Origin of the sequence: Azoarcus taiwanensis, from assembly GCF_012910885.1 — a bacterium.
GTDB classification, from domain to species: domain Bacteria; phylum Pseudomonadota; class Gammaproteobacteria; order Burkholderiales; family Rhodocyclaceae; genus Azoarcus_F; species Azoarcus_F taiwanensis.
This window is the reverse complement of the sequence record NZ_WTVM01000330.1, coordinates 1-232: the sequence shown is the minus strand read 5'-3', so window position 1 is coordinate 232 and position 232 is coordinate 1. Positions and strand designations below refer to the sequence as shown.

1 pseudogene is annotated in these 232 nt (G+C 66.4%); it reads right to left on the bottom strand.

Features of this window, described 5'->3' with window-relative positions:
• Positions 1-232, bottom strand: a pseudogene (locus GPA21_RS20575) (IS21 family transposase); the annotation flags it as partial.

Below are 232 nucleotides of genomic sequence, written 5' to 3'. Positions count from 1 at the left end.
AGCTCGCCTGCCCTGCGGTGGGCACCAGGGCGGCGGCCTCCTGGGCAAAGCGATCGATCGGTCGCTGGTGCGTCGTGCCGTGGATGCGCAAGTCGGCGATCTCGGCCTGCCAGCGCATCAGTTGCTGGTTGAAGTCCTCCAGATCGACGAAGCTGCGCCCCGGCACGAAGTTGCGCTTGACGTATTTCACGCCGGACTCGACCTTGCCCTTGGTCTGCGCCCGATACGGCTG